Origin of the sequence: Microbacterium sp. Root61 (genome assembly GCF_001427525.1) — a bacterium.
In the GTDB taxonomy this organism is placed as follows: Bacteria; Actinomycetota; Actinomycetes; order Actinomycetales; family Microbacteriaceae; genus Microbacterium.
The window spans coordinates 2,922,165-2,947,804 of sequence record NZ_LMGU01000001.1; the positions used below are offsets into that span (position 1 = coordinate 2,922,165).

Genomic DNA, 25,640 nt, shown 5'->3' on the forward strand with positions numbered 1-25,640 from the left:
CGGGTTGGCCCGGTCCTCGCTACGGTGTGACGGTGCGGATCGATCCGAGGACGTGGTTCTCCCGCAAGACGTTCGGCAAGGACGCTGTGGCCGGGCTCGTGCTGGGGATCGAAGCGGTGCCCGATGGGCTGGCCGCTGGGCTCCTCGCGGGCGTGAACCCGCTCGCCGGCCTGTACGCGTTCCTGTTCGGGATGATGGGCGCCGCCTGCGCCACCAGCAGTGTCTTCATGGCCGTTCAGGCCACCGGCGCAATGGCCCTCGTCGTCTCGGACGCCGACCTCGGGTCGGCGCCGGACCCGGACCGCGCGCTGTACACGCTGGCGATGCTCACCGGCATCATCATGGTGATCGCCGGGCTTCTCCGGGGCGGACGTCTCGTGAGCTTCGTGCCGACTGCCGTGATGACCGGGTTCATCACCGCGATCGGGATGAACATCGTGCTCGGCCAGCTCTCCAATTTCACCGGCTACCCCTCGGAGGGCGCCAATCGACTGCTCAAGACGGTGGATCTCGTCGTCCACATCGGGCAGTGGAGCATCGCATCGCTGGTCGCCGGTTCGATCACGATCCTGTTGATCATCGTGCTCCGCTCGACTCCTGTCGGCAGCCTCGGGCTGGTCATCGCCGTGGTGGTGGGGTCGGTGTGCGCCGTGCTGCTGAACCTGTGGGTCCCGGATCCGGTGGTGCTGCTGCGCGACATCGTGGACGTGCCTCGGGGCCTGCCGGCGCCCGTGCTCCCGAACCTGGCCGATGTCCCGTATCTGATCGTGCCGGCGGTGTCGCTGGCATTCATCGGGCTCATCCAGGGCGCCGCGGTATCGGCCGGGATCCCGACCAAAGACGGTCGCCCCGCGAACCTGAACCGCGACTTCATCGGCCAGGGGGTCGGGAACATCGTCTCCGGGCTGTTCCGCGGGATGCCCGTGGGCGGTTCGATGTCGGGCTCCTCGCTCGTGGTGCAGGCGGGGGCGAAGTCGCGCATGGCCCTCTTCGTCGCCGGGGTGGTGATGGCCCTGGTCATCTTCCTGGCCGCCGACATCGTCGCCTTCGTCGCCATGCCGGCGCTGGCCGGGTTGCTCATCGTGATCGGGTTCGGAGCGATCAAGCCGAGTCGGGTGTACTCGGTGGTGAAGTCCGGTCCGCTGCCCACCGCGATCATGGCAGTGACGTTCGGGCTCACGCTCCTCGTCCCGCTGCAGTACGCCGTGCTGGCCGGAGTGGGACTGGGCATCATCCTGTTCGTCGCGCAGCAGTCCAACCACGTCCGGGTGCGCGCCATCCATGTCGAGGACGACGGGCGCCTGCGCGAGTCGGACCCTCCGCCGGTGGTGCCGGCAGGCGACGTGCTCGTGCTGCAGCCCTATGGCAGCCTGTTCTTCGGCAGCGCGCCGATCTTCGAGAAGCAGCTGCCTGAGGTGAGCCGGCAATCCAGTGGCGCGGTGGTGATCGTGCGGCTGCGCGGCACTGACGAGATCGGACTGTCCCTGGTCGACGTCCTGCGCCGGTTCGCGCACAAGCTCCGCGATGCGGAGTCGAGCCTGAAGCTGGTGGTCACCGAGCAGCGGGTCATCGACCAGCTGGATGCCGGCGGACTGCTCGACGACATCGGGGAGCGCAACCTCTACCGCAGCACCGAATGGGTCGGAGCGACGGTGCGGCGGGCCTACGCCGACGCCCGCGACGAGATCGCCCGCGGCAACGGCGCGTAGGCGCCTCACAGCGGCCCCGCATTGCCGCGGCATCCGTCCTCTGGTAAACTTGAGTCAACACGGCTCAAGTTTGAGCCATCCCAGATTTCAGGAGACATATGAACGCCACGCAAGCACCCGGACAGGAGGAGCAGAAGAGCGCCCTCGAGCAGTTCGGGATCAACCTCACAGACCGCGCCCGTCAGGGCAAGCTCGACCCCGTCATCGGGCGGGATGCCGAGATCCGTCGTGTCAGCCAGGTGCTGACCCGACGCACCAAGAACAACCCCGTCCTCATCGGCGAGCCCGGCGTCGGCAAGACCGCCGTCGCCGAGGGCCTCGCCCAGCGCATCGTCGCCGGAGACGTCGCGGAGAGCCTCAAGGACAAGGAGCTCATCTCGCTCGACATCTCGGCGCTGGTCGCCGGTGCGATGTACCGCGGCCAGTTCGAGGAACGGCTGAAGAGCGTCCTCAAGGAGATCACCGAGTCCGACGGCCGGATCATCACGTTCATCGACGAGCTGCACGTGCTCATGGGCGCGGGCGGCGGCGAGGGATCGGTCGCGGCATCCAACATGCTCAAGCCGATGCTCGCCCGCGGTGAGCTGCGCCTGATCGGCGCCACCACGCTCAACGAGTACCGCGAGTTCATCGAGAAGGATGCCGCGCTCGAGCGCCGTTTCCAGCAGGTCTACGTCGGCGAGCCCTCGGTCGAGGACACCGTCGCGATCCTGCGCGGACTCAAGGAGCGCTACGAGGCGCACCACAAGGTCGCCATCGCCGACGCGGCGCTGGTGGCCGCGGCATCCCTGTCGAACCGGTACATCCCGAGCCGCCAGCTGCCCGACAAGGCCATCGACCTGGTCGACGAGGCCGCGTCGCGCCTGCGTATGGAGATCGACTCGGCGCCGCTCGCCATCGACGAGCTGCGCCGCCACGTAGACAGGCTGAAGCTGGAGGAGCTCGCGCTCAAGAAGGAGAAGGACGACGCGTCCAAGGAGCGGCTCGCGGCGCTGCGCGAGACCCTGAAGGGCGAGCAGGCTCGCCTGGATGACCTGCAGGCTCGCTGGGAGCGGGAGCGCGCATCGCTCAACCGCGTCGGTGACCTCAAGACCAAGCTCGACGCCGCGCGCATGGACGCCGAGCGCGCACAGCGCGAGGGCAACCTCGAGCGTGCGTCGCGGCTGCTCTACGCCGACATCCCGGCGCTGGAGCGCCAGCTGATCGAGGCAGAGCGGGCCGAGAGCTCCGAAGACCGCATGGTCGGCGATCACGTCACCGAGGAGGACATCGCGTCGGTCATCGCGGCGTGGACCGGCATCCCCGTGGGGCGTCTGCTCCAGGGCGAGACCGAGAAGCTGCTGCACCTCGAGGCCGAGCTGGGCAAGCGCCTGATCGGGCAGAAGGACGCCGTCAAGGCGGTGTCCGACGCTGTCCGTCGCTCGCGCGCGGGCATCAGCGACCCGGCCCGTCCGACCGGTTCGTTCCTGTTCCTCGGACCCACCGGTGTCGGCAAGACCGAGCTGGCCAAGGCGCTCGCGGAGTTCCTCTTCGACGACGAGCACGCCATGGTGCGCATCGACATGTCGGAGTACGGCGAGAAGCACTCCGTCTCGCGACTGGTCGGTGCCCCTCCGGGGTACATCGGCTACGAGCAGGGCGGTCAGCTGACCGAGGCCGTGCGGCGTCGTCCGTACAGCGTCGTGCTGCTGGACGAGGTGGAGAAGGCGCACCCCGAGGTCTTCGACGTGCTCCTGCAGGTCATGGATGACGGCCGTCTCACCGACGGCCAGGGTCGCACCGTCGACTTCAAGAACGTCATCCTGATCCTCACCTCGAACCTCGGCTCGCCGATCCTGATCGACCCGACGCTGTCGCTCGAGCAGAAGCGCGAAGCCGTGCAGGGACTGGTGCGCCAGGCCTTCAAGCCCGAGTTCATCAACCGCCTCGACGACATCGTGATCTTCCAGGCCCTCAGCCAGGACGACCTCGCGCAGATCGTCGAACTCTCGGTCGACGCTCTGCAGCGGCGCCTGCGCGACCGCCGGCTCACGCTGGCCGTCACGCCGGATGCCCGTGCCTGGCTCGCCGAGCGCGGGTACGACCCGGCCTTCGGTGCGCGGCCGCTGCGCCGCCTCATCCAGTCCGAGATCCAGGACCGCCTCGCGATGGCGATCCTGGCGGGCGGGGTGCGCGACGGCGATGTCGTCCGGGTGGATGTGGCCTCCGACGGCGCCTCGCTGGTGCTCACCAGCGACGGCCCGGCTGCGGCACCCGCCGTGGACGACGAGGACGAGGTCATCGAGGCCGTCCTCGAGGACGACTGACGCACACCAAAATCGGGCTCGCCCGTCACGATCTGCAGTTTGCAAGGCGCAGATTGTGACGGGCGAGTCTCGTTTGATCGCCGGGGCTGAAGCTCCTGCCACTACGGTCGGAGCATGGCGGCGATGAAGCTCACGGCCCTGTGGCGCTCGACGCACCCGGGGCCGAGCCTGGTCGTGACCGCGATAGCCGTCGCCCTCGGCGTCGCCTCGGCCCTACCGGCCTGGCGGGTCGCGGTGCTGGCGGTAGCGATCCTGCTCGGTCAGCTGTCGGTCGGACTCTCCAACGACGCGGTGGATGCCCCCCGCGACACCGCGGCCGGGCGCACCGACAAGCCGCTGGCCTCGGGGGAGGCATCCGTCCGCTCCGCCTGGATCGCCGCATTCGCGACCCTCGCCGGCGCCCTGGTGCTCTCGGCCGTGCTGAGCGGATGGATGCTGCTGGCCCACGCCGTCGCCCTCGCTTCGGCGTGGGCGTACAACCTGGGGCTAAAGTCGACGGTGTTCTCGGTCGTGCCGTTCATGGTGAGCTTCGGGCTGCTGCCGTCCCTGGTGACCCTGGCCGCGGCGGACCCGCGTCCGGCTGCTCCGTGGGCCTGGATCGCGGGTGCCTCTCTCGGGGTCGCGGTGCACCTGACCAACGTGCTGCCCGACTTCGACGACGACGCCAAGACCGGCGTGCGGGGGCTGCCGCACCGGCTCGGTCGACGCACCTCGGCGGTGCTGGCCGCGGTCGCCCTGACCGGAGGAGCCGTCGCGGTGCTCGTCGGCCAGGGCGATCCGGGGGTATTCGGGTGGTGCGTGTTCGCGGCGGTCGTGGTGACCGCCGTGATCGGACTCGTGCTCGCCCTCGCGCGGCCGCCGGGGCGCATCGTCTTCCGTCTCGTGATGGGGGCGGCGCTGCTGGTGTGCGTGCAGTTGGCGGCGGCGGGACAGTCGCTGGTGGGCTGACCCGCCGCCCTCGCGGTGGGTGGAGGCCGCATCCGAGGCCTCTGGTCTCCTGTCGGGGCGCGGTGCTACCGTCGAGGCATGACCCCTCAGGAGCTGGAGAACCTCGCGCATCTGCGGCGTGCTCGTGACCTGATCGACCGGGACTACGCGAAGCCGCTCGACGTGCCGACGATGGCGGCGAAGGCGCTCATGTCGCCCGCGCACTTCGCCCGGCAGTTCCGCGCGGCGTACGGCGAGACGCCGTACAACCACCTGATGACGCGGCGGATCGAGCGGGCGATGACCCTGCTGCGCGAGGGCGCGAGCGTGACGGATGCCTGCATGGCCGTCGGCTGTACGTCGCTCGGCTCGTTCAGTTCGAGGTTCACGGAGATCGTCGGCGAATCGCCGACCGCGTACCGGCGCCGCGAGCACTCCGCGCTGAAGGCCATGCCCGCGTGTGTCGTGAAGACGCAGACGCGGCCCCGCCGCAAGGCATCGAGCAGGATCGAAGAAGCGGCCGCGTAGAGGCCTGCATAGAGTCGGCGGCATGACCATCGAACTGCAGTACTGCAACATCACCGTCAACGACGTCGACGAGGCGATCGCGTTCTACAACGTGCTCGGGCTCGACGTGCGCAACGACGTCGCGTCCGGCGACTACCGCTGGGTGAGCCTGGGCAGCGATGCCCAGCCCGAGCTGGGCATCGTCGTCTCGGTGCCGCACGCCGGCCGCTCGCAGGCCGACGGCGACGCCCTTCAGGAGCTGCTCACCAAGGGGCTCCTGCCGATGCTCGTGTTCCGCACCGGCGACGTGGACGCCACGTTCGAGGCCCTGCGGGCCTCCGGCGCCGAGGTGCTCCAGGAGCCGATGGACCAGGGCTGGGGGCCGCGCGACTGCGCGTTCCGCGACCCCTCGGGCAACATGGTCCGCATCTCGCAGACACCGGCCGCCTGACGCGTCACCCGTCGGCGTCGAGGCCCATCGCGTAGGCGGACGCGAACGCCGCACCGGCCAGCGGGCCGAGCATGATCCGCACGGCGGTGCTGCGCATCGCACCGGTCACGGGTCCGCGCGGGCGGCCGAGTGCCGTGTTGACCGCGGCGAGCCGGGCGGCCGTGGTCGCCGACCGCACGCGGCGCTGCTCCCAGCGCCGCAGCGCGGCCTCGGGGGCGGCGCCGGTGCGGATCCACTCCGCCAGCAGCGGAGCGAGGGTCGCGGCGTCCAACAGCCCGAGGTTCATGCCCTGCCCGCCGATGGGGCTGACCTCGTGCGCGGCATCGCCGACCACGAGGATCCGTCCGCGGCGGAGGCGGGGCGCGACCACGCGGCGGACTCCGAAGGCGGATGCCTCGACGATCGCCGCGGCCGCCTCCGGCTCGCCGCGCCGGGCCACGGCCTCGGCCAGACGTGCGGCGCGAGCGACATCGCTGTCGTCGGCCGGTGGGAAGTCCCACGCGACCACCCGCCGCCGCTCGCCGGGCAGCGGGAACGACTCGAGCACGCCTTCGCGGTCGAGGTTGACGACCGCCACGTCGGCGTCAGGGCGCTCACCCACAGCGACATCGGCCATCAGATACCGATCCGGGTATACATGGGTCGGAACGCGGCGGTAGACGAGCGGGCGGCCGGTCCAGCCGGTCGCCACGACGACGATCGGCGCGACCCTATCCTCGCCGTCGGCCATGCGCACGGTCGCGTGCCGTGGGTCGTCGTGCACCGCGACCGCCTCGGCTCCCCGCTCCGGTGCCGGGGCGTGTGCGGCGAGCACGGCCTCGGTCGCGGCCTGCGGCAGGGTGGCGACGAACGGGAAGCGCGCCGACAGGCGGTCGAACCGCACGACCCCGAGCGTGCGTCCGTCCGCGCGCGCCTCGCCGCGGCCGACGCGCAGGGCCGGGGCGAGCAGCGCGTCGGTGAGTCCGGACGCCTCCAGCGCGGCGAGGACCGGAGCGTGGATGCCGATGGCCCGAGTGCCGGCGCCCGGTTCGGGACGGCGCTCGAGCATGTCCACCGCGACGCCGCGACGCGTCAGCTCCGCGGCCAGCAGCAGGCCGACCGGACCGGCGCCCACCACGATCACATCAGGCATCGGGGGCACCCTCTGCGGCGGCGACGAGGCGGAACGGCGCCGGGGAGGTGATGCGCCAGCCGGGCAATGCCGCCGCGAGCTCGGCCGGGCGGTAGCTGCGGCGGATCGAGCGGAGCCCGTCGGTGCGCAGGAAGGTGCCGGGCGCGAACGGCGTGATGCCGACCGCGTAGAGCCCGTACGCCATCCGCCCGCGCGCGATGTCGGCGTGCAGGGCGATCCCATTGGTCAGCGCCCGCGAGTCCGCGGCGAAACCGGCCAGCTCGTCCGCGGTCAGGTGGTGCAGCACGTGGTTGGACAGCACGGCGTCGAAGCGCTCACCCGCGGAGACGAGGTCGCGCGAGTCGGCGATGCGGAACTCCACGCCGGCTCGCGCCCGCTCGCGCGCCACGGCGTGCGCCCGTTCGTCCGGATCCACGCCCAGCCACGACACCTCGAGCCCGTCGCGGCGGGCCGCGTCGGCGAGACGCGCGACGACGTCACCGCCGCCGCAGCCGAGGTCCAGCACCCGCGCGGGGCGGCCGAGCGCCGCGAGACGGGGTGCGAGCATCGTGCGGTAGACCGTGCCCCACCCCGACACCAGCCGGTTCACCACCCCGAAGCGGCGCAGCGTCGCGTGCAGCCGCGCCGGGTCGCAGGCGGGATCGTCCATCAGCTCGAGCACCTGCTCGTCGCGGATCGACAGGCTCATGCCCGATCCGGCATACGCTTCGTGAACAGTGCCGACTCGACCGTCAGACCCGGACCGAACGCGAGTCCCGCGATACGGTCGCCGTCCGCCAGGGTCGGGTCGCGCAGCATCGCCTGCAGGATGAACAGGATCGTGGCGCTCGACATGTTGCCGTGCTCGCGCAGCACCTGCCGCGAGGCTTCCAGTGCGACATCGGGGAGGTCGAGGCCGGCCTCGACCCGGTCCAGCACGCTGCGTCCGCCCGGATGCACAGCCCACGCGGCGATGGTGGCGGCATCCGTTCCGTCCGTCGCGAGGAAGTCCGCGACCGCGCCGCGGATCTCGCGGCCGATGATGCGCGGCACCTCCGCGGTCAGGGTCATGGTGAAGCCGTGGTCGCCGATCACCCACACCATGTCGGACTCGCCCTCGCTGGTGATGGCGGTGCCGAAGCGCTCCAGGGCCAACGAGTCGCCGCGCCGGAGATCCGGACGAGCCGACACCACCGCGGCGGCCGCGCCGTCGCCGAACACCGAGGAGGCGACGATCTGCTCCGGGTCGGGCGAGGCGCGCACGTGCAGCGTGCACAGCTCGCCGCATACGACCAGCACGATCGAGTCGGGCTGTGCGGCACAGATGCGATCGGCTGCGCGCAGGGCGGGGAACGCCGCCGCGCAGCCGAGGAAGCCGAGGTGGTAGCGCTCGGTTGTAAGTGGCAGGCCCAGGTCGCGCACGAGGCGGAAGTCCGGACCGGGGGCGAAGAAGCCGGTGCACGACGCGGTCACGACGTGCGTGACATCGGATGCCGCCACCCCGGCGTCGCGGAGCGCCGCCCGTGCGGCGGCGGCGAACAGTGCCGGAGCCGTCTCCGTGTAGAACGCGTTGCGGGTGCCCGTCGAGGCTGGGACGAGGCATCCGTCCGCATCGACGAAGACTCCGTCGGCGCCGCCCGATCCGCCGTCGGCGAGCTCGGCGATCACCGTGTGGCGGGTGTCGATCGCCGAAGCGTCGAACGCCGCGTGCACCAGCCGCTGCGCGAGTCGGTCATACCCGGGCTGGCGCGCGAAGAAGTCGCGCACCTCGTGCTGCGCCAGCGTCGTTTCGGGCACCGCAGTGCCGATCGACAGGATGTGCGCGGACATTGCGTTCACACTAGTCTCCCCACCCGGGCGAGCGGCAGGATCGACGGTCGCGTCGCGCTACGGCGCGCCGGATGCGGCGGCATCCGGCAGTTCGCGCATCTTCCAGAACGGGCCCGTGACGACGAACAGTCCCGACAGCAGTTGGCCGATCGCGGCGATCCACATGGTCGCCAGAACGCCGTACCAGGTGCCCAGCACGCCGGCCAGCAGGGCGCCGATCGGCATGACACCCCACACGCAGAAGCGGATCGAGGCGTTCATGCGGCCGAGCAGCCGTGGCGGGGTGATGCGCTGCCGGAACGTGACCTGGGTGATGTTGTAGAGCAGCACCGTGAAGCTCGCGAGGAACCCCTGGACGACCAGGAGGGGGAACGCGAAGGCGGGCATCATGGCCGCGACCGGGAGGAAGATCGGCGTGATGCTGAACCCGATCGCCGCGACCGGGATGGCGCGCGCCTCGCCGATGCGCGCCACGATGCGCGGCGTCGCGGCGGCCCCGACCAGCCCGCCGACCGCGCCGAGCGAGAAGATGACGCCCATCGAGGCGGGGCTCAGTCCCAGCTCCCGCAGCAGGAAGATCGGCAGCAGGGTGAACGAGATGGTGTTGAAGAAGTTCGAGACGCCGGTCGTGCCGACGATGCGGCGCAGCAGCGGATTGCCGAACACCCAGCGCAGGCCTTCGCCGATCTCGTGCATGATCGGGCGGCGGTCGGCGCGATCGTGCGGCGGCTCGTGGTCGCGCGTGAGCAGCAGCGCGATGAAGGACGCGATGTAGGTGAAGACCGTGGCGATGATGGCGAGGGGCGCGGCGAATGCGCTGATCACCCAGCCGCCGACGGCGGGACCGGTCAATCCCGCGAGCTGCTGGGTCGACTCGAGTTTGCCGTTCGCTTCGCCGATCTGACCGGGTCGCACCAGAGAGGGGATGATGCTCTGGTAGGACACGTCGAAGAAGACGGTCGCGATGCCGACCACGAGGGCGACGACGTAGAGGTGCCACATCTGCAGCATGCCGAACATCCACAGCACGGGCAGTGTCGCCAGGGCGAGGGCGCGCACGGCATCCGCCCAGATCATGACGTGTCGCTTGCGCATCCGATCGATCCAGGCGCCGGCCGGGAGCCCGACCACGAGGAAGGCCGCGACACCGGCCGCCGTGAGTACGCCGACTTCGAACTCGGTCGCGTTCAGCACGAGCACGGCCAACACCGGGATCGCGAGTTCGGTGAACTGCGCCCCGAACTGGCTGAGGGCCTGACCGCTCCACAGCGTCAGGAAGTTGCGGTCGCGCCACAGCGAACCGCGCGGGGAGTCGGCCGGGGGAGTCGCGGCGCTCAGCGCCTGATCGGCTTCGACGGCGTCGTCGACCGAGCCTCGCGAGCCGGCGAAGGCGGACTCGGCGCGGGCCTCGGCCAAGGCTTCGTCCCGCGTGCCGGATGCCGTCGCAGCGCCGCTGGGCGCGGCATCCGGGTCGAGTGATTGAGACATGTCGATCAGTCTCTGTTACTGATTGAATAATGTCAATCGGTGGCCTAGGGTGAGGGCATGACGGGGGAGACGAGCGGCGAAGAACGGATGGTCATCCGGGCGGATGATGCGGATGCCGAGATGCAGGCCCGCGCGCGGGCGCTGAGCTCACCGCTGCGGATGCGCGTGCTGCGGCTGTGCGCGTTCGAGTCGCGCACCAACAAGGAACTCGCCGGCCTGCTCTCGACCAACCCGGGCACGATGCTGCACCACGTGCGCACCCTCGTGCAGACCGGCTACCTCGCCGCCGAGCCGGAGCGCGCCGGAGCGCAGGGTGCCAGGGAGGTGCCGTACCGGGCGACCGGGCTCTCCTGGCGCACCTCGATCCCGGAGGGGGCGCCGGTGCTGGTCGAGACCTTCCTGCAGCAGATCGAGGGCGTGCCGTCGGAGCAGCTCAACATCACATGGCTCGGGCTCAAGCTCAGCCCCGAGCACAAGGCCGAGCTCGAGGACCGCCTGTACGCCCTCGTGAGCGAGTTCAAGGAGCGTGGTCCGGACGCCGGCGGCGACACGTACTCGCTGTTCACCGCACTGCACCCCGACGAGAACCCGCCCGCGCCTCGTTGAGTTGCAGGGGAAACCGTCGCCAGAGATTCCGTGGACGGAAGACTACGGATTCTTCCGGCGGAACGACCGGGTGACCGTGCCGCCCGGCGTTCTAGCCTGACCCCATGACTATTGCGACGGCCGACCTCTACGACGAACGAGGGGACGAGCTGGACTCGCTCTCCCTGCAGCTGCAGGACATCGGGGGGAACACCGCGTTCGACGGACCCGTGCGCACCGTGCGCTGCCACCGCGACAACGCGCTCGTCAAGGCGATCCTGGCGACGCCGGGCGACGGGGCCGTGCTCGTCGTGGACGGTGGCGGCTCGCTCGAGTCCGCCCTGGTCGGCGACCTGATCGCGGCATCCGCCGTCCGCAACGGCTGGGCGGGCATCATCGTGCACGGCGTGATCCGCGACCGGGTCGCGATCGGCGCGCTGCCGTTGGGCGTCAAAGCGCTCGGCTGGAACCCGCGCAAGAGCGCCAAGGACGGGATAGGTGAAGTGGATGTGGCCGTGGAGATCGCCGGGGTGCACTTCCGCCCCGGCGTGCATGTCTGGGCCGACGCGGACGGCGTGCTCGTCGAGCGCTGATCTGGACATCGGATCCAGATCGGCGCAAGGTGGGAGCCGAGGTGGAGCCACCGCCGGCGAGGAGATCCCATGTTCACGACCGACGCGGCATTCAGCGGGTTCGCCGTCGATGACATCGACGCGGCGCGCACGTTCTACGGTGACGTGCTCGGTCTCACCGTCACGCCCAATCCGATGGGGTTCCTCAACCTCCGTCTCGAGTCGGGCGCCGACATCCTGATCTACGGCAAGCCGAACCACGAGCCCGCGTCGTTCACGATCCTGAACTTCCCGGTCGCCGACGTCGAGGCGGCGGTCGACGACCTCAACGCGCGCGGCGTCGTGACCAAGATCTACGCCGACGACGAGTTCCCCTCTGATCCCAAGGGCATCGTCCGCGGTCAGGGGCCCGACATCGCGTGGTTCCGCGACCCCGCCGGCAACGTCTTGTCGGTGCTCGCCCGTTGACACGCAGAAGGGGAGGGATGCCGCGGCATCCCTCCCCTTCTTCTCGCCCAGATTTCAGCCGCGCAGCGCCTCGCCGAGCTTGACGCGGGCGCCCATGCGCAGGAGGGCGTTCTGGTAGATCTTCGCGCCCACCAGGATCGCCGCGATGCACGTGGCGATGAGGATCAGCAGCGAGACGATCGGCTCCCACCACTGCGCCTCGCCGAGGAACAGGCGCATCGGCATCCCCACCGGGGCCGAGAACGGTACGTACGACATGATCGTCAGCACGACGGGGTTGTCGTTGAAGAAGATCACCAGGAAGTACGGCGCCATGATGAGCATCGTGATCGGGAAAGTCGTCGAGCCGATGTCCTCTTGACGCGAGACCATGGCCCCGGCCGCCGCGAACAGCGCGGCCAGCAGCACGAAGCCGAACAGGAAGAACACGGCGAACCACAGGATCGGCGCGCCGAGCAGCCCGAGCAGCTGGCTCTGCCCGATCACCGTGAGCCCGACGATCGCGATCGCCGCGAGCCCGAGGATCTGCCCCATTGCGAGGATCGTGTTGCCGATCACCTTTCCAGCCAGGAGCGTCCGCGCCCGGATCGCCGAGATCAGGATCTCCACGACGCGCGTCTGCTTCTCCTCGACGACGCTCTGCGCGATCGTCGAGCCGAACAGGCTGGCGGCCATCAGGAACACGATGCCGAAGGCGATCGCGACGAAGTATCGGATCCCCGCGTCCGTCGAGGACGGGTTCAGCAGCTCGACCGGCGGGACCTGCGCGAAGTTGAGCAGCAGGCTCGACGGTGCCGATGAGTCCGCGATGATCGCGAAGCCGAACGGCGTGGCCGACGGGTCCGCCACGATCGCGGCATCCACGGTGCCTTCCGTGACGAGCTTCTCGGCGGCGGCGCGGTCGGCGACCTCGGTGACCTCGAGGCCCTCGGTCGAGGGCACGAGCGAGACGGCGTCCGCCGTGATCGCGACCGGAGTGCCGGTCTGGTTCTGCGCGCTGAGGCCGCCGAAGATCAGCCCGGCCAAGGCGACGAGGAACAGGATCGCGGTGGAGATGACGAACGCCTTGCTGCGCAGCTTCGAGGCGATCTCGCGCTCGGCGACGAGCCAGATGGCGGATGCCTCGCTCGGCGCGGCGGGAGCCTTGCGGCTCGGGACACTGGAGCGGGTGCGGGTTGCGGTGCTCACTGGATGACCTCTCGGAAGATCTGGGCGAGGGACGGATGCTGCGGCGAGAAGCTGCCGACATCGCCGCGCGCGACGGCTTCGCGCAGGACGCGCTGCGCGGTCGATTCGGAGTCGACGTCGAATACGGCGTAGCCGCCGTCGAAGTCGATGATCTCGACGCCCGCCTCGGCACGCAGCCACCCGGCGTCGCCGGTGGAGACCAGCTCGTAGCGGCGCGTGGAGTGCTGCGCGCGGAGGGTCTCGCGCTCTCCGGCGGCGCGGATCGTGCCGCCGGCGATGATCACGAGGTCGTCGCACAGGCGCTCGACCAGGTCGAGCTGGTGCGAGGAGAACAGCACGGCGGTGCCTGCCGCGGCGCGCTCCTGCAGTACTCCGGCGACGACGTCGACCGCGATCGGGTCCAGCCCGGAGAACGGCTCGTCGAGGATCAGCACCTCGGGCTCGTGCACGAGCGCGGCGGCGATCTGGGCGCGCTGCTGGTTGCCCAGCGACAGGGTCTCGACGTTGTCGTTCAGGCGCTCGCCGAGTCCGAGCCGCTCGAGCAGCGTCGTGGCGGCGGTCGTGGCATCCGGCTTCGAATACCCGTGCAGACGCGCCAGGTACACGATCTGTTCGAGGACCTTCATCTTGGGGTAGAGCCCGCGTTCCTCGGGCATGTACCCGAACCGGCGGCGGTCGTCGGTGGTGAGCGTGGCGCCGTCGAGCGAGACGGTGCCGGCATCGGCGGCGAGCACCCCCAGCACGATCCGCATGGTGGTGGTCTTGCCCGCGCCGTTGCCGCCCACGAAGCCGGTCAGTCGGCCGGGGCGCACGTCGAAGGAGACGCCGTGCAGCACGCGGTGCGTGCCGTAGCTCTTCTCGAGTCCTGTCAGTTGCAGCATGTCTCCCACCGTACGGAGGAGGACGCGCGAGCGGATCCCCCTCGCGACGGAGATCCCGCGACCGGGGGTGGGTTTCACAAGTAATAAAACGCATTCGCGGGAATAGGTCGGGGATGCGGATGCGTTCACGTGAATGGACCGCGGGGCTTCGCCTCGATTCGTATGAAGAAAGAGAACACATGAGCACGCGCACGATCGGCTACATCGTCGGCAGCATCTCCAGCACGTCCATCAACCGTCGCCTTGCCAAGGCGCTCGAGCGTCTCGCGCCCGCCGGCACGACGCTGGTCGAGATCCCGATCAAGGACCTGCCCTTCTACTCGCCCGACGTCGACGGCAACTACCCCCAGGTCGCCCTCGACTTCAAGCAGGCCATCGCCGATGTGGACGGTGTCATCATCGTGACGCCCGAGTACAGCCGCTCGATCCCCGGCGTGCTCAAGAACGCCCTGGACTGGGCCGCCCGCCCGTACGGTCAGGCGTCGTTCAACGGCAAGCCGACGGCCATCATCGGCACGTCCGGCGGACCGATCTCGACGGCCGCCGCGCAGCAGCACCTCCGTGCGATCCTCGGTCACTACAACGCACCGACGCTCGGCCAGCCCGAGGGCTACATCCAGTCCACTCCCGGCCTGTTCGCCGAGGACGGCGAGGTCACCAACGAGAACACCGCCGCGTTCCTGGTGTCCTACCTCGACGCCTTCGAGGACCTCATCGGTCGCTACGTCCAGGACGAGTCCGCTCAGGCTGCCGCGTAGCGCGACGCTCGAGCTCACCGCCCCTTCCCGCCGCTTCGGCAGCGCGGAGGGGCGGTTCTCTTTGTAGCCGGGCTCAGGCGAAGCCGCGCTGATGCGCGAGCACGGCGGCGTGCACCCGGTCGCGGGCGTTCAGCTTCTGCAGCACGTTCGACACGTGCGTCTTGACCGTCGCCTCGCCGATGTACAACTCGGCGGCGATCTCGGCGTTGCTGCGCGCCAGGGCGACCAGGCGCAGCACCTCGGCCTCGCGGTCGGTCAGGGCGTCGCCCTCGGGCCACGCGTCGGCGCACGGCGCGGGCGCGACGTCGGGCGGCGCCGAGGCGAACCGCTCGATCACCCGGCGCGTCACCTCCGGCGCCAGCAGCCCGTCGCCGGCCGCGACCACGCGCACCGCGGCCACGAGTTCGGCGGCGCCGGCGTTCTTCAGCAGGAACCCGCTCGCGCCCGCCTCGAGCGCGGCGAACAGGTACTCGTCGCGGTCGAAGGTCGTCACCACGATCACCCCGCAGTCCACCGACGGATCGGCAACGATGCGGCGCGTGGCCTCGAGCCCGTCCATGTCAGGCATCTGGACGTCCATGCACACCACGTCCGGATGCAGAGCGGATGCCGCGTCCACCGCCTCGACGCCGGTGGACGCCTCGCCCACCACGGTGATGTCGCCCGAGGCCTCCAGGATCGTGCGGAATCCGGCGCGCATCACGGCGTGATCGTCGACCAGGAGGACCCGGATCACGAGGCTCCCGCCGGACTGGACGCGCTCAGCGTCGCCGCGCCGACCGGCACCGTCGCACGCACGCGGAATCCGCCGCGCTCGCGGGGACCGATCTCCACCGTGCCACCGGAGGCCGCGGCGCGTTCGCGCATGCCGAGCTGGCCGAGGCCGGCGCGGGGTTCGCGCACGGTGCGTCCCGTGTTGACGACCTCGAGCTCGATGAACGTGTCGGTGTACCGCAGTCGCAGATCGGCTACGGCTCCGCTGCCGCCGTGCCGGCGCGCATTGGTCAGCGCCTCCTGCGCGATCCGGTACAGGTTGACCTGGGTGACCGGGGGCACGGGGCTCGGCTCGCCCACCAGGGTGAAGGTCGTGGGCAGGCCCGCGGCATCCGAGGCGGCCGCCAGGCTCGGCAGCGAGTCCAAGCCGATCGTGGAGGCGTCCGCGTCATCCGGTGCGCCGGGCGTGCGCAGCGTGTCGAGCAGGTGGTGCAGTTCGTCGAGGGCTTCGCGGGCGGATGCCTCGATCCCGGCCAGCAGCTGGCGCGAGACGGCCGGGTCGGTGTCGAGCACTGCCCCCGCGGCGCCGGCCTGGACACCCATCACCGACACGTGGTGCGCGACGACGTCGTGCAGCTCTCGGGCGATGGTGACGCGGTCCAGCGCGACGGCCTGTGCGGCGGTGACCTCCCGCTCGCGCTCGAGCTCGGCGGTGCGCTGCTCGAGCGCTTCGTGCTGTCCGGCCGAGATCCAGGCCCGTTCGCCGAAGTAGTAGGCGCCGCCGAAGTACAGGACGTTGACCAGCACGCTCAGCAGGGCGCCCGCGATGTACGGGCTGAACGCGCCGGCGATGACGTCGGCATCCTCGGCCTGGGCGAGCGCCTCCCGGTACATCGTGATCAGCAGCCACGTGAACATGCCGACGATGATCGCGCCGCGGACGATCGCGGCGCGGCGGCGGTCGGTCGACCAGGCGCCGACGGTGTAGATCGCGATGAACATGGCGATGTTGCCGACGAAGATCTCCGGGATCCGCAGGCTCACCGCCGCGAAGTACGCGGTGCACACGATGACGGCCACGATCGACGGCCAGCGGCGCCGGACCGCGAGCGGAACCGCCAGCACGACCGCGTACACGAGCGCGAGCTGCATCGACCCCTGCTCGTCGCCGTAGACGCCCGAGATCGAGCTGAGGGTGGCGCTCAGGATCGCGCCGACCAGCAGGACGGCGGCGAGCACGATGTCGGCGCGCAGCTGCCGCGGGGTCGGCGCCGGGCGCGGCGAGGGTGTCTCGAAGGTGGCCACGCCTCCACGCTACGGGGGAGAGCGGGGTGCGGGATCCCTCGCCCGACGGAGTGGTTACTTGCTATTGACAAGCATGCTTGTTATTTGCAAGTATTTTCTCGTCCGCGAGCATCGTGCCCACCCGAGCGGAGCATCCGAAGGAGCAGTGCCATGACGAGCATCTTCGTCAACATCCCCACGAGCGACCTGGAACGCGCCAAGGAGTTCTATCTCTCGCTCGGAGCCGACATCAACCCGGCCTTCACCGACGAGAACGCCGCGTGCATCGTGTGGGACGAGAATGTCTACTTCATGGTGCTCACCACGGAGTACTTCGCGACCTTCACCGACAAGCAGATCATCGACCCCCGGACTCACGCGCAGACGAGCATCGGACTCAGTCGCGACTCGCGCGAGGACGTCGACTCGATCGTTGCCGCGGGACTGGCCCACGGCGGCAGCGAGCCCCGACCGGCGCAGGACTACGGCTTCATGTACAGCCGTGATCTGGAAGACCCGGACGGCAACATCCTCGGATTCCTCTACATGGACCCGGTGGCGGCCGAACAGGGGCCCGGAGCCTACGCGGCGGAGCAGGCGCAGGCCTAGGCCGTCGTGGCATCGCGCAGCTACGGGCAGTACTGCGGGGTCACCACGGCCGTCGAGCTGGTCGGCGAGCGGTGGGCGATGCTCATCGTTCGCGACCTGCTCGTCGGGCCGCGGCGGTATACCGACCTCAAGCAGGGACTCCCGAAGATCCCCACCAACATCCTCTCCGCGCGGCTCAAGGAGCTGCAGGCGGGGGGTGTCGTGCGCCGTGCGCCGCTGTACCGAACGGGCCTCGTGTACGAGCTGACCGAGTACGGTCGCCGCCTCGAGCCCATCGTGCTCGCGCTCGGTCGGTGGGGGTTCGCGCAGATGGGCGATCCCGGCCCGGACGATGTCGTCACCGCAGACTCGCTGACGATGGCGCTGCGGACGGCATTCCGCCCGGAGGTGGCCGCGACGCTGGCGCCGTCCGACTACGAGGTGCACGTCGGAGACGTCGCGCTGCGGGTCCAGGTCGAGGGCGCCGCGCTCCGGATCGCGCAGCTCGGGCCGCCCGCTCCTCCCATCGGGGGCCGGCTTCCGGACGGGGAAGCGGAGCTCGTCTTCGCTGCGGGTCCCGGCATCCGTCGTGTCATCTCCGGGGAGTTGACGCCCGGCGAAGCGATCGACCAAGACATCCTGGCCGTGCTGCGCGGGGACGCGACGCTGCTCGAGCCGTTCGCGGCGACGTTCTTCATCGATATCGCGGGGGATCCGGCAGGGGCTGCTCCCGCGGCGTGAGGAGGCGCCGTGATAGCGTGCGGCGCGTGAGCGAGACGACTTCTGCGGTCGAGGGCCCGCGGCGCCGCGACATCGCGAGTGGCGTGGTGATGGTCGGCATGGCGATCGCCGTGTGGTGGCCGGCGTTCACCCTCGGAGCATGGGGTCAGCTGTTCTTCGAGCAGATCCTGACCGTCTGGGCGGCCTCCACGGCCGCGTTCGTCTACGTCCTCACCGAACGACGCCCGGCGGGTGCCCGAATTTGGCGCGCCTTCGTCCTGCTCCTGCCCTCGGCATGGATCCTGCTGATGTTCGCACTCAACGACGAGAGCGCGGACCTGTTCGAATTCCTGCTCACGCTCGCGGGCATCGTCGCCGTGCTGATCGGCATCCCGTTCACCTTGTGGGTGCTCGTGCGGATCGTCTGGCCCGACTTCAGCGCGTCGACGAGCCGCCGGACGAAGGGCCTCATCGTCCTCGTGGTGCTGGGAGTGGCGCTTGTGTCGTTCGTGCTCGGTCTCAATCAGTCGCGGTTCCTCACGTGCGGCGACTTCGAGATCAGCGGCAACTCGCAGCCGCCCGGGTGTACGCCCGAGCCGGTCGACTCGCCCTGACCCGCGGCCGCCAGCGGGTCGGAGTCGCCGCTGCTAGTGCGAATGCGCGTGTGCCGAGCCAGCCGGCGCGTCGGTGCGCAGCCATTGCGCGACGGGACGTCCGTCGCGCCGCCACCACGAGCCCTGGCGGTCCTGCGGCCATCCGGCGGGTGAGTCCTCCCACACCTCCTGGCGACCGTAAGGGGTCAGGTCGAGCAGGTGGAAGACGGGCGCGAACGACTCGGTGCCGCGATCGGTCGTGTCGTACGTCAGGTAGACGTCGTCGCCGTTGCGCAGATACGAGCGCATGATGCCGCCTTCGGCCAGGGCCGGGACATCCTGGACGAACTCCGTCGAGTACCACGGCATCGTCCAGCCCATGAAGTCGCGGTAGGCGGCGACCTCATCCCAGGGCCCCTCGCAGAACACGGCGAACGTGATGTCCCGCCCGGCGAGGTAGGCAGGGGATGTCGCGGCGAGGTCTGCGATCGTGAGCGTGCATCCCTCGCACTGCTGGGCCGTCGGCATCCCGCGATGCCACATGAAGGCGTAGGCCACCAGCAGTGGGCGCCCCTCGAACACATCGGCCAGAGCTGTCGGACCGTCGGCGCCGACGAGCGTGACCGGCGGCACCGGGGTCACGGGGAGTCTTCGACGTTCGGCGGAGATCGCGTCGCCCGCACGCGTATGCGCCTTCTCGCGGGCCAGCAGCTCGTCCCTTCGTCGCCGCCATTCGTCCGCCTCGACGATCTCGGGGAGGGGGAATCGAGATTCTGCATCCGACATGATGCTATGTATAACATAGCTTGCACTAGCTCGTCCATATCATCGGGCAGAATGGGGAACATGCCGGCCAGACGCACGTACGCAGAGCAGGGGGACGCCTGCGCGACGGCGCACGCCATCGAGCTGCTCGGCGACCGGTGGACCTATCCGATCGTGCGCGAGCTCATGCTCGCCCCCAAGCGCTTCGGCGAACTCGAGTCGGGGCTGCGCGGCATCACCCCGGCCGTCCTCACGGCGCGCCTGCGGACGCTCGAGACGACCGGACTCGTCCGGCGCGCGACCATCCCGCCGCCGTCGAACGTCGCGGTGTACGAGTTGACCGACTGGGCGCGCGAGCTCGAACCGACGCTCGCCGCGCTCGGCCGCTGGGCGCACGGATCCCCGACACGCACGATCGACGGTGCCGGGCTCACGCCCGACGGCGCGGTGCAGTCGATGACGAGCATGGCCCCCCGGGTCCCGGTCGAGCCCGCGATCGAAATGCAGCTGCATCTCTTCGACGCGCGCCTCGAGCGGCCCGTCGGGTACGACTACGCCCTGTCGTGGGATCCAGCGGGGCTGCGGATCATCCGAGGGCGGAACCCGCTCGCGACCACGACGCTGCGCGCGGACTCCTCGGAGTGGGCCATGATCCTGCACGCGGCGCAGCCGCTCGCCGGCTCCGGCGTCGAGGTCGAGGGCGACGTCGCGCTCATCGAGCGGATCGTCGCGCTGATCCAGGGGTGAGGTCGGCCGTCAGCCGAAGATCATCGGACGGTCGTCGTCGTCCTCGGGGCCGGTGAGGTCGAGGTCGACCACGACCGGGACGTGGTCGCTGGGGGCCTTGCCCTTGCGCTCTTCGCGGTGGATCGCGGCGCCCGTGACGGCCGCGGCGAACGAGTGCGAGCCGAGGATGAAGTCGATGCGGAGGCCCTCGTTGCGGGGGAAGCGCAGTTGCTTGTAGTCCCAGTACGTGAACCCGGTCGGGATCCGCGGGCGCACGACATCCTGCAGCCCGGCGGCCTCCAGGGCCGCGAACGCCTCGCGCTCGGGCGGGGAGACGTGGGTCGCGAAGCCCTGCACGATCGTCGGATCGCCGTTGTCGGCATCCGTCGGCGCGATGTTGAAGTCGCCGACCAGGGCGAGTGCCTCGTCGGGGTTGCGCCCGAGCTCATCCTGCACGTACTGCTGCAGCGCGCTCAGCCACTCGAGCTTGTAGTAGTAGTGCGGGTCGCCGAGCGCGCGGCCGTTGGGCACGTACAGGCTCCACACACGCACGCCGCCGACGGTCGCGCCGATCGCGCGGGCCTCGAGCGGGGCATCCGGACCCTCGTGGTCCTTCGCGAACCCGGGCATCCCGGGGAAGGCGGTCTGCACATCCGTGAGTGGCTCACGGCTCGCGATCGCGACGCCGTTCCACTGCGAGAAGCCGTGCGCCTCGACGTGGAACCCGGCATCCTCGAACGCCTCGAACGGGAACTGCTCGGCCTTGCACTTGATCTCCTGCATGGCGAGCACGTCGATGTGCTCGCGCACCGCGAAGTCGACGATCCGGTCGACGCGGGCGCGGACGGAGTTCACGTTCCAGGTGGCGAGGCGCATGGAATCCAGCCTAGGCCGGGCGGCGGACGCCGAACGCGTGCGCGCACGGCCGAGGACGCGGCATCCGTAGAATCGAAGCCATGACCGCCGCCTCCACACCCGAACTCGAAGCCGACCGTCAGGCGCTCATCGCGCTGATCAAGGAGGAGGCCGTCTTCCACGGCGACTTCACGCTCTCCAGCGGCAAGAAGGCGACGTACTACGTCGACATGCGCAAGCTGACGCTCGACCACCGTGCGGCGCCCGCGATCGGCCGGATCATCCTGGACCTCATCCGCGACGTGCCCGGCATCTCGTCGGTCGGCGGGCTCACGCTCGGCGCCGACCCGATCGCGAACTCGGTCATGCACGAGTCCGCACGCACCGATGCCCCGCTCGACGCCTTCGTCGTGCGCAAGGAGCCCAAGGACCACGGCCGCGGTCGGCAGATCGAGGGTGCGGATGTCGCGGGCAAGCGTGTCATCGTCGTCGAGGACACCTCGACCACCGGCCAGTCCGCGCTCAAGGCCGTCGAGGTGCTGCGCCGCGACGGCGCCGATGTCGTGGCCGTCGCCGTGATCGTGGACCGCAAGACCGGTGCTCAGGCGGCAGTCGAGGCCGCCGGCCTGCAGTGGCTCGCCGCGATCGACCTGGACGACCTGGGCCTCGACGCGCAGTAGAGCAGCGCGTCCGCTCAGCGGTCCTTGTTGCGGAAGTACTGCACGACGAACGCGATCAGCGTGCCGAGCAGGATGACCCCGGTCACGGCGAAGAGCAGGTTCTGTTCGACCTCGGTCATGGGCGCTTCCCCTCCGCGGCATCCGCCACGATCTTCGCGATGCGGGCGGCCCGGGTCTCGGGCCGCTTGGCGGTGGCGATCAGTGTCAGTCCGAGCTTCTTGACGGATGCCGGGAACGCATCCCAGTTCGCGCGCGCCGCGGGCGCGGCATCCAGCGCGGCGGTGAACTCCGGCGGCTCGATCCCGGCCTCGGGCCCGTCCAGCACCGTCCAGGAGCCGTTGGCCTTGGCCACCTCGATCACCCGCAGTCCGGCCGGCATCAGCAGCCCCTCGGCCTCGAGCCGCGCAAGACGCGCCTTGTTCGTCGCGGCCCAGCCGCTGTTCGGTCGGCGCGGCGCGAACCACAGTCCGCCGAACTCGTCGTCGAAGGTGCGCACCGGGCCGTCGATCCACCCGAAGCACAGCGCCTGCAGGATGGCGTCCTCATAGTCGACGTGACGGTCGGTGAAGCCCGGCCGGCCGCGCAGCAGCCAGGCGCCGGAGCTGGTCGCGTGATGGGCGTCGAGCCATGCGCGCCAGGTCGCGGCATCCGGAGCGAAGACCCGCTCGCCGTCGTCCAGTGCGCCCATGACGAGTCAGACTACCCCGGCGAGAAGGACTCGCCGGGGTAGTGCAACCGGGATCAGCGCAGCTGGTCGGCGCGCACCCACGTGGCGTGGAAGCCCGACGGCACGCGCTGCGGCAGCTTGACGCGCGCAACCGGTGCGGCCTCGATGTCGTCGGCCGCGATGATGAGGATCTCGGACGTGCCCTCGATCTCGTCGGTCACGAAGGTCACCAGGTAGCCGTCGGTCTCGCCCTTCGAATTGTCGCGCGCAGCGAAGGGCGCTTCGGAGCCGTAGCGTCCCGCACCGAACTCGTGGGTCAGCTTCTGCCCGGTCGACGAGTCGAACTTGACGATGCCGTCGAACGCCAGCGTCGGCACGTTGGCGAGGCGCATGTTGTACGAATAGCGGTGGTTCTGCCCGACGATGCGGCTGTCGATGCTGGGGAACTCCATGTTCTGGTCATCCAGCACACGCTCGGTGGTCTGGCCCGTGGCCAGATCGAACTCGTAGCGGTAGATCTGCGCGTCCAGTCGCATGTACGCGAGCATGCTGGCCAGCGGGTGATCGAACCTCGACTGGTGCTGCGGGTTCTTGACGCGGCACACGTCCATGATGACCTTGGTGCCCTCTTCCCACGAGTTGATCACGTGGTAGATGTAGCAGGGCTTGGCCTCGAACCACATCACATCGGCGTTCTGCCCGTAGCGGGGCAGCACCGCGAAGCGCGACACGAGCTCGCGGTCGTAGAAGATGCGGTACTTGCCGGCACGGCGGGCATCCTGGTCCTGCACGAGCGGGAGGTCCATCAGCACCGTGTAGTTGGTCGTGATGGCCATGTCGTGCGGCAGGCGGGGGCCGGGCAGGTCGATCTGGGCGAGGTGCGTCTGGGTGCCGTCGGGACCGATGATGCCGTACCGCATGAAGTCCATGTCGGGGCCGTAGTCGAACCACAGCAGCTCGCCGGTGCGCTCGTCGGCCTTCGGGTGCGCCATCATGTCGCCGGCGAACGTGCCGAGGAAGTCCTGCGCGCCGAGGGTCTCCAGCGACAGCGGATCGACGGCGTACGGGTCGCCGCACAGGTACCACGTGGCCAGCACCTGCCCGCGGTGGAAGATGACGTCGGTGTTGGCCGAGTCCTTGATGCCCAGGCCGTGGCCGTTGCCGAACGGATTGCCGGCCGGGTTCTCCATGAGCCCTGTCCACAGCGACTTGCCTGCGGCGGACTCCGCCTCGAATGCCTTGGTGCGCACGTAGCGGTTGCGGTAGCGCACGCGCCCGTTCTCGAAGTGGACCGCATGGATCATGCCGTCGCCGTCGAACATGTGGTACCGCCCGGGGGCGTCGAACTGGCGGTTGGGTCCGTTGCGGAGGTAGACGCCGTTGAGGTCCTTGGGGACCTCGCCGACGACCTCGAGGTCATCGAGCGTGAGCTCGGTGGCGACGGGCGCGTAGATCCCGAGCAGGTAGGGGTTGTCGATGTCGGATGCCGGCATCGCGACGGCGATCGGCGTGTCGGGGTTGGTCATTTCAGGACCGGTCCTTTGCTGTTTCGGGCTGGGCGGCGGGACTGCGTGATCCGATACCGTCCGGCGATGAATGACTCGTCGGTGAGGGTGGCGTTGCCGGCCGGGTTCAGGCCGGAGACGTGGAAGTCGCTGAACGCCGCCGAGAAGTTGATCGGCATCGCGCCGGTGACGTTGATCGTGAGGGCGGCGCCGGCCTCGGCGTAGGCGTCGATCGCGTCGTCGATGAGGTCTTCGTCGGTGGAGTACAGGAACGCCGAGATGGCGCCGTGGGTGCGGGCGTCGCTCGTGGCCTGCTGCAGTCCGGCGCGCGCGTCGGGGGTGCGGATGAGGAAGACCACGGGGCCGAAGCACTCGCCGCCGCGGCGCTCCTGGTCGTCCTGGTCGATGAAGGCGACCAGCGGCGTCAGGGTGCGGGCAGCGGGGAAGTCGGCGTGCGGGTACGGGACGGCCGGGCGCACGACCGCGTCGCCGAGGCTGCCGGCGAGGGCGGCGACGTCGGTCACCGTGCGGTCGGACTGGATGGCCCCCATCACCGCGCCGGCGCGACGCGGTGCGTCGGCGATGTCGCTGATCGCGGCCGTGAGGCGCTGGGCGAACTCGTCGGGGGAGAGGATGCCGTCCGCGGTGCGGATGCCCGTCTCGGGCACGTAGATGTTCTGCGGTGCGGTGCACATCTGGGCGGAGAAGAGCCCGACCGCGCCGGCGATGGCGCGGATGCTGCGCCCTTCGTCCTCGAACGAGTCGATCACGACGGCATTGACGCCGGAGGTCTCGGTGTAGACGCGGGCCTGGGTGGCGTTCGCCTCGATCCACGACCCGAAGCCGGCGGATCCGGTGAAATCGACGATGCGGGTGCGGGGGGCGGTGACCAGCTCCTGCGTGTTGGGCGTCTCCATGGAGTCGGTCGCCAGCAGGACGGCATCCGCATCGACGCCGTACGCGACGAGGACCTCGCGCATCGTGCGCACCGCGAGGGCCATCTGCAGCACCGAGCTGGGGTGGGGCTTGAGGACGACGGGGTTGCCTGTGGCGAGGTTGGCCAGGACGGCGGGGTACACGTTCCAGGCCGGGAAGCTGGCACAGGCGACGACCGCGGCCGTGCCCAGCGGCACCAGTCGGTAGCTCTTCTCCAGAGCGACGGTCGCATCGCCGAACACGCCGGTCCACTCCGCCGTCCGCGGCGCGCGGCTCAGGGCCTCGTGCGCCATCGCGACGGCTTCGAGTCCGCGGTCCAGCGCGTTCGTTCCGCTGCCGGACAGGCTCATGCCGCGCCCCTGGCCGGTGGTGTGCATGGCGGCGACGCCGAGCAGGTTGTTCTGGGCGAACAGGCGCTCGATGATCGCGACGCACAGGGCGATGCGCGTCTCGGGGTCCAGCCGCGCGAGCGAGGGTGACGCCTGCTGTGCAGCATCCAGCAGCTCTTCGACGCGGGCGCGCGGGTACGAGATCCGCAGCGGTTCCCGCGTGTACGGCGAGACCTCGTCGGTCTGCAGGGTCGGGATGCCGGGGTGCCCGACGAGCTCGAGGGTGCTGCCCTGGAGGGTGGTGAACTCGGCCACGGCCTCGTCCCAGGTGGGACCCTCGGGGACGGCTCCGGTGAAGGCGCTCCACGATTCGCGGGTGCGCAAGGCTGCCAGGGCCTGTCCGAGGAGGTCGCCGCTCGGGGACGCGTCGTCGCGCTGTGTCATGATCGGTACTGTAAACCGAGTCAGGTCGAAAGGCAAGTGCCGACGACGGGGCG

Annotated in this window: 27 protein-coding genes; 14 read left to right on the top strand and 13 right to left on the bottom strand. The window is 70.0% G+C overall.

Annotated elements, in window-relative coordinates; genetic code table 11:
• Window positions 1–32: 32 nt before the first annotated feature.
• From ASD65_RS13785 to ASD65_RS13805, 5 genes are all read left to right on the top strand, one after another.
• Window positions 33–1,709: a SulP family inorganic anion transporter gene (locus ASD65_RS13785; protein ID WP_082561930.1), complete on the top strand. Its 1,677-nt coding sequence runs from the start codon at window positions 33–35 to the stop codon at window positions 1,707–1,709.
• A gap of 98 nt (window positions 1,710–1,807) precedes the next feature.
• Window positions 1,808–4,015 carry an ATP-dependent Clp protease ATP-binding subunit gene (locus ASD65_RS13790; protein ID WP_082561775.1) on the top strand — a complete coding sequence of 736 codons (2,208 nt, stop codon included), beginning with the start codon at window positions 1,808–1,810 and terminating at the stop codon, window positions 4,013–4,015.
• A 114-nt stretch (window positions 4,016–4,129) separates the two neighbouring features.
• Window positions 4,130–4,963 carry a UbiA family prenyltransferase gene (locus ASD65_RS13795; RefSeq protein ID WP_235566718.1) on the top strand — a complete coding sequence of 278 codons (834 nt, stop codon included), beginning with the start codon at window positions 4,130–4,132 and terminating at the stop codon, window positions 4,961–4,963.
• A gap of 78 nt (window positions 4,964–5,041) precedes the next feature.
• Complete coding sequence (locus tag ASD65_RS13800; RefSeq protein WP_056223570.1) at window positions 5,042–5,470, top strand: helix-turn-helix domain-containing protein; 429 nt, start codon at window positions 5,042–5,044, stop codon at window positions 5,468–5,470.
• Window positions 5,471–5,492: 22 nt separating this feature from the next.
• Window positions 5,493–5,900: a VOC family protein gene (locus tag ASD65_RS13805; RefSeq protein ID WP_056223572.1), complete on the top strand. Its 408-nt coding sequence runs from the start codon at window positions 5,493–5,495 to the stop codon at window positions 5,898–5,900.
• 4 nt (window positions 5,901–5,904) lie between these two features.
• Here the strand turns inward: ASD65_RS13805 and ASD65_RS13810 are convergent, their stop codons facing one another.
• From ASD65_RS13810 to ASD65_RS13825, 4 genes are read right to left on the bottom strand one after another with little or no spacing between them, the layout of a single operon-like run.
• Entirely contained in the window at window positions 5,905–7,032 is a 1,128-nt protein-coding gene (locus ASD65_RS13810; RefSeq protein WP_056223574.1) for an FAD-dependent oxidoreductase, read from the bottom strand.
• Window positions 7,025–7,720, bottom strand: coding sequence for a methyltransferase domain-containing protein (locus tag ASD65_RS13815; protein WP_056223577.1), 696 nt, complete (start codon window positions 7,718–7,720; stop codon window positions 7,025–7,027). The genes ASD65_RS13810 and ASD65_RS13815 overlap by 8 nt, the downstream gene beginning before the upstream one ends.
• Window positions 7,717–8,841 carry a type III polyketide synthase gene (locus ASD65_RS13820; RefSeq protein WP_056223579.1) on the bottom strand — a complete coding sequence of 375 codons (1,125 nt, stop codon included), beginning with the start codon at window positions 8,839–8,841 and terminating at the stop codon, window positions 7,717–7,719. The genes ASD65_RS13815 and ASD65_RS13820 overlap by 4 nt, the downstream gene beginning before the upstream one ends.
• Window positions 8,842–8,898: 57 nt before the next feature.
• A complete protein-coding gene (locus ASD65_RS13825; protein WP_056223581.1) occupies window positions 8,899–10,329 on the bottom strand; it encodes an MFS transporter in 1,431 nt (476 codons plus the stop codon).
• Between the two features lie 57 nt (window positions 10,330–10,386).
• Between ASD65_RS13825 and ASD65_RS13830 the strand changes: the two genes are divergently transcribed.
• The 3 genes from ASD65_RS13830 to ASD65_RS13840 all read left to right on the top strand — a co-directional run bounded on the left by ASD65_RS13830 (window position 10,387) and on the right by ASD65_RS13840 (window position 11,954).
• Window positions 10,387–10,935, top strand: coding sequence for an ArsR/SmtB family transcription factor (locus tag ASD65_RS13830; RefSeq protein ID WP_082561776.1), 549 nt, complete (start codon window positions 10,387–10,389; stop codon window positions 10,933–10,935).
• Window positions 10,936–11,039: 104 nt separating this feature from the next.
• Entirely contained in the window at window positions 11,040–11,507 is a 468-nt protein-coding gene (gene rraA / locus ASD65_RS13835; RefSeq protein ID WP_056223583.1) for a ribonuclease E activity regulator RraA, read from the top strand.
• 69 nt (window positions 11,508–11,576) lie between these two features.
• Entirely contained in the window at window positions 11,577–11,954 is a 378-nt protein-coding gene (locus ASD65_RS13840; protein WP_056223585.1) for a VOC family protein, read from the top strand.
• Between the two features lie 54 nt (window positions 11,955–12,008).
• Here ASD65_RS13840 and ASD65_RS13845 read toward each other — a convergent pair whose 3' ends face one another.
• Together ASD65_RS13845 and ASD65_RS13850 are read right to left on the bottom strand one after the other, a co-directional pair.
• Complete coding sequence (locus tag ASD65_RS13845) at window positions 12,009–13,142, bottom strand: ABC transporter permease (protein ID WP_056223587.1); 1,134 nt, start codon at window positions 13,140–13,142, stop codon at window positions 12,009–12,011.
• A complete protein-coding gene (locus ASD65_RS13850; protein ID WP_056223589.1) occupies window positions 13,139–14,023 on the bottom strand; it encodes an ABC transporter ATP-binding protein in 885 nt (294 codons plus the stop codon). Before ASD65_RS13850 ends, ASD65_RS13845 begins: the two co-directional genes overlap by 4 nt.
• A 179-nt stretch (window positions 14,024–14,202) precedes the next feature.
• Here ASD65_RS13850 and ASD65_RS13855 point away from each other — a divergent pair, with 179 nt between their 5' ends.
• Window positions 14,203–14,781, top strand: coding sequence for an NADPH-dependent FMN reductase (locus tag ASD65_RS13855; protein ID WP_056223592.1), 579 nt, complete (start codon window positions 14,203–14,205; stop codon window positions 14,779–14,781).
• 73 nt (window positions 14,782–14,854) lie between these two features.
• Here ASD65_RS13855 and ASD65_RS13860 read toward each other — a convergent pair whose 3' ends face one another.
• Both ASD65_RS13860 and ASD65_RS13865 read right to left on the bottom strand, forming a co-directional pair.
• Window positions 14,855–15,517: a response regulator gene (locus ASD65_RS13860; protein WP_056223593.1), complete on the bottom strand. Its 663-nt coding sequence runs from the start codon at window positions 15,515–15,517 to the stop codon at window positions 14,855–14,857.
• Window positions 15,514–16,800: a sensor histidine kinase gene (locus ASD65_RS13865; protein WP_056223595.1), complete on the bottom strand. Its 1,287-nt coding sequence runs from the start codon at window positions 16,798–16,800 to the stop codon at window positions 15,514–15,516. Before ASD65_RS13865 ends, ASD65_RS13860 begins: the two co-directional genes overlap by 4 nt.
• Before the next feature lie 150 nt (window positions 16,801–16,950).
• Here ASD65_RS13865 and ASD65_RS13870 point away from each other — a divergent pair, with 150 nt between their 5' ends.
• Genes ASD65_RS13870 through ASD65_RS13880 form a run of 3 tightly spaced genes read left to right on the top strand, consistent with a single transcriptional unit; the run spans window position 16,951 to window position 18,701 of the window.
• The gene (locus tag ASD65_RS13870) at window positions 16,951–17,388 is read left to right on the top strand and encodes a VOC family protein (RefSeq protein ID WP_056223598.1); all 438 of its coding nucleotides are present in this window, start codon (window positions 16,951–16,953) and stop codon (window positions 17,386–17,388) included.
• Window positions 17,389–17,394: 6 nt separating this feature from the next.
• Window positions 17,395–18,108, top strand: a complete 714-nt coding sequence (locus ASD65_RS13875; RefSeq protein WP_056223604.1) for a winged helix-turn-helix transcriptional regulator — start codon at window positions 17,395–17,397, stop codon at window positions 18,106–18,108.
• A gap of 26 nt (window positions 18,109–18,134) precedes the next feature.
• Window positions 18,135–18,701 carry a hypothetical protein gene (locus tag ASD65_RS13880; protein ID WP_056223606.1) on the top strand — a complete coding sequence of 189 codons (567 nt, stop codon included), beginning with the start codon at window positions 18,135–18,137 and terminating at the stop codon, window positions 18,699–18,701.
• A gap of 33 nt (window positions 18,702–18,734) precedes the next feature.
• Here ASD65_RS13880 and ASD65_RS13885 read toward each other — a convergent pair whose 3' ends face one another.
• A complete protein-coding gene (locus ASD65_RS13885; RefSeq protein ID WP_056223608.1) occupies window positions 18,735–19,466 on the bottom strand; it encodes a DUF899 family protein in 732 nt (243 codons plus the stop codon).
• A gap of 60 nt (window positions 19,467–19,526) precedes the next feature.
• Here ASD65_RS13885 and ASD65_RS13890 point away from each other — a divergent pair, with 60 nt between their 5' ends.
• Window positions 19,527–20,192, top strand: a complete 666-nt coding sequence (locus tag ASD65_RS13890; protein ID WP_162248508.1) for a winged helix-turn-helix transcriptional regulator — start codon at window positions 19,527–19,529, stop codon at window positions 20,190–20,192.
• A 9-nt stretch (window positions 20,193–20,201) separates the two neighbouring features.
• On the opposite strand, the gene ASD65_RS13895 is transcribed toward ASD65_RS13890, so the two are convergent.
• Entirely contained in the window at window positions 20,202–21,047 is an 846-nt protein-coding gene (locus tag ASD65_RS13895; RefSeq protein ID WP_056223611.1) for an exodeoxyribonuclease III, read from the bottom strand.
• A gap of 80 nt (window positions 21,048–21,127) precedes the next feature.
• Here ASD65_RS13895 and pyrE point away from each other — a divergent pair, with 80 nt between their 5' ends.
• Window positions 21,128–21,706, top strand: a complete 579-nt coding sequence (pyrE, locus tag ASD65_RS13900) for an orotate phosphoribosyltransferase (protein WP_056223613.1) — start codon at window positions 21,128–21,130, stop codon at window positions 21,704–21,706.
• 115 nt (window positions 21,707–21,821) lie between these two features.
• On the opposite strand, the gene ASD65_RS13905 is transcribed toward pyrE, so the two are convergent.
• From ASD65_RS13905 to ASD65_RS13915, 3 genes are read right to left on the bottom strand one after another with little or no spacing between them, the layout of a single operon-like run.
• On the bottom strand, window positions 21,822–22,394 hold the full coding sequence (locus ASD65_RS13905; RefSeq protein ID WP_056223618.1) for a YdeI/OmpD-associated family protein: 573 nt from the start codon (window positions 22,392–22,394) through the stop codon (window positions 21,822–21,824).
• Between the two features lie 53 nt (window positions 22,395–22,447).
• On the bottom strand, window positions 22,448–23,899 hold the full coding sequence (locus tag ASD65_RS13910; protein WP_056223619.1) for a carotenoid oxygenase family protein: 1,452 nt from the start codon (window positions 23,897–23,899) through the stop codon (window positions 22,448–22,450).
• On the bottom strand, window positions 23,896–25,587 hold the full coding sequence (locus ASD65_RS13915) for an aldehyde dehydrogenase family protein (RefSeq protein ID WP_056223621.1): 1,692 nt from the start codon (window positions 25,585–25,587) through the stop codon (window positions 23,896–23,898). The genes ASD65_RS13910 and ASD65_RS13915 overlap by 4 nt, the downstream gene beginning before the upstream one ends.
• Window positions 25,588–25,640 lie beyond the last annotated feature (53 nt).